Source organism: Falsiroseomonas oryzae, assembly GCF_027856955.1.
GTDB classification, from domain to species: Bacteria; Pseudomonadota; Alphaproteobacteria; order Acetobacterales; family Acetobacteraceae; genus Falsiroseomonas; species Falsiroseomonas oryzae.
This window is the reverse complement of record NZ_JAPSMD010000584.1, coordinates 1-2,696: the sequence shown is the minus strand read 5'-3', so window position 1 is coordinate 2,696 and position 2,696 is coordinate 1. Positions and strand designations below refer to the sequence as shown.

General features: G+C 73.9%; 3 protein-coding genes. All 3 read right to left on the bottom strand.

All coding sequences use genetic code 11. From position 1 onward, the window contains the following. Nucleotides 1–161: 161 nt before the first annotated feature. Nucleotides 162–1,487, bottom strand: a complete 1,326-nt coding sequence (gene tssK, locus OZN99_RS29215; protein WP_270938731.1) for a type VI secretion system baseplate subunit TssK — start codon at nucleotides 1,485–1,487, stop codon at nucleotides 162–164. Between the two features lie 104 nt (nucleotides 1,488–1,591). Continuing rightward, entirely contained in the window at nucleotides 1,592–2,050 is a 459-nt protein-coding gene (gene tssJ / locus OZN99_RS29210; RefSeq protein ID WP_270938730.1) for a type VI secretion system lipoprotein TssJ, read from the bottom strand. After that, on the bottom strand, nucleotides 2,047–2,696 hold a 650-nt coding region (gene tagH / locus OZN99_RS29205), incomplete at its 5' end, for a type VI secretion system-associated FHA domain protein TagH (protein ID WP_270938729.1). The genes tagH and tssJ, both read right to left, overlap by 4 nt.

The window sequence follows — 2,696 nt, the reverse complement described above, 5'->3', positions numbered from 1 at the left end:
GCAGGCGCGGCGGGCGGTTGCGTCTGCGCGCCGAAGCCGCCCGCGGCGGGCTTCGGGGGCGCGGCGCGGCCGCCGGGTGCCGGGCGGATGACCGTGCGGTCCGCTTCGGGCTCGCTGAACGGGTTGTCGCTCAACCTTTCCTCCCGCTCACGCCGTGTGCGCTAGCCGCGGATCGCCCAGAGCTCGAGCCGCAGGTTGGGGAACTCGCCGGAGACATGGATCGCGAAGCCGCCGGAATTCTGCATGTGCGCCCAGTGCGGGCTGCCGCGATCGAGCTCGAAATAGACCGCGCCCGCGTAGAAGGGGATCTGTCGCGGCGCGACCGGCAGCGGACGCACCGAGATGCCGGGCATCGCAACCGTCACCAATTCGCGGATGTATTCCGCCGCGCCGATCTTGACCTGGGAGGGGAACAGCCGCCGCAGCTGCTCGGCCGGCATGTCCGCCTGCACCGACAGCACGAAGGACGCGGCGCGCAGGATGGAGCGGTCGGTCAGCGGTCCGACGCGCACGCCGTGCTTGCGCTCCTGCAGCGGGATGGCCACCGCGGTCTGCTCGATCACGGCGGAGAGCGAGCGGCGCAGGTCGGCCACCACGGGCGCGAAGCTGCGCTGCAGGTCCTCGTGCCGGTAGGCGGGATAGGCGCTGGGGCGGCGCGTGCTCTCCGTGAAGGTCGCGAACTCGCCGGCCATCTGCACCAGGGTCGCGTACAGCTCCTCCGGGTGGACGGCGCCGGAATCGCCCCAGTGCATCAGCAGCTTCTGCCAGCGGTTGACGGATTGCAGCAGCAGGAAGTCCGCCACCTCCGCCACGCCGCGCGCGCCGGGTGCGTTGAGCCGGCCGGCCAGAGCCTCGCCGCGCTGGTTCAGCATGCCGGCGAGCTCCGCGATCAGCCCGGCCAGGGGCTGCACGGCGGAGGCGACGAGCGCGGGCGGGATCCAGCGCTCGTCCAGCACGACCTGGCGTGTCGCCGTCACCTCCACCACGCGGGCGAGGCCGATGCAGAGGTAGCCGGAGCGGTCCTCGCCATCCAGCATGTAGCGCATGCGCAGCTTGCCGACCTGGATCTCCGCCGGCTGAGGGGAGGCGGAGTGGGTGTCGTAGGCGCCGAAGGGATGCGCGCCGTAGCGGCCCTCGCCTTCCGGCCCGGCCACCTCCGGCGCGCCGGGCTGGCGGATCGGCAGCGCCAGGTGGACCAGCGCGTTGCGCGTGTTCTCCGGCAGTTCGAGCGGCGCGGGGTGGTCGGCCTCGGCGGGGATGGCGAAGGCGGTGCCGTCCTCGAACAGGCCGGCGGCGCTGCCCACCGCGAAACGGCCGGCGGCGAGCAGGTCGCGGTCCAGGGTGAGCTCCGCAACGCCCCAGGGATGCGCGCGCAGCGGGCGGAAGGCGCCGCGCACCAGGCTTTCCAGCCAGCGATCCTGCTGCTGGAAGTGCTGCGCGCGCAGGAACATCCCTTCCTGCCAGATCACGCGGCTCGACCAGGTCACGGTGCGCGGCCCATCCCTGCGGAACCCCCCTCTGGATGCGGGAAGGCTATCAGCATCGCGAGCGGGCGGTAAGCCAATTCAACCCCCGCTTGTCGCGGGCCGCGTCAGCCGCCCGTCGCGACCACGGCGTTGCGCTCCAGCCGGATGCGGATGGTGGTCGGGCCGCTGGTCGCGATCGGCCGCACCGCGCGCCAGGTCGCGCCGGTGTCCACGTCGCGGAACAGCGCGACGATGCCGATGGCCTGCACGCCCTGGCGGACCTCCCGCACCACGGTGCGGCGTTCCCCGGGCGCGATCACGAACTGCTCCGACCCGGCACTGTCGGTGCCGAGCGTGTCGCGCTCGCGCTCGGTCAGCGCGAAGACGTCGCCGCGCTCGAACTTCGCGGTGGCGTTCAGCAGGTAGATCTGCAGCGCGACCGGAGAGGCGCGGCCCGTCGTGTCCGGGTTCTGCTCCGCGGTGCCCTCGATCTCGAGCGTCACGACGGCGGGCGGCGGCGGCGGGCTGGCGCAGGCGGCCAGCGCGAGCAGGGCGGCGAGGCCGGCGCGGCGGGTGGTGCTCATGGTTCCTCCGGTCGTGCGGCGGCCTCGCGCAGCGCGTCCTCGTAGGCCCGCGCGAAGGCCTTGCCGAAGACGCTGTCGAAGTCGTCCGAGAGGGCTGCGACGAAGGCGGCGTGCTGCGCCTCGAAGGCCTCGAAGGCGCGCGCCTTCTTCTGCATCGGCAGCAGCCCGCCGCCGGCCGCGGCCTGCGCCGCATCCGGCGAGAGGCGGTTCAGCACGTCGCGCAGCGCGGCCTGCATGGCGGCGACCGAGGCGAGCTCGTGCAGCTTCACGTCGCGCAGCGCCTCCGCCACCGCCTCGGCCGGGCCCATCGAGGTGCGCCGCCCGGCGTTGAGCAGGGCCGAGAGCGCGTCGTCGTCATCGGCCGAGAACTTCAACGGGTTGTTGCCGCGCGCGCGGATCATCGTCTGCTCGATGCGGAACTCGCCCTTGATGGCGGCGCGCGCGATCAGCACGGAGCGCAGCCCGCCGACCAGCGCGCGGAAGGCGGCGCCGAGCGCCTCCATCGTGGCGGCCGGATCCTCGATGCGCGCGCCGGCCATGCCCGCGCCGCGCAGGAAGGCGTCGAGCAGGGCGCCGTCGGCGGGGGGACCCGGCGGCTGTGCAACCGCAGCGGCGGCAGTTGGGGCGACGGGTGGCGGCGGTGGTG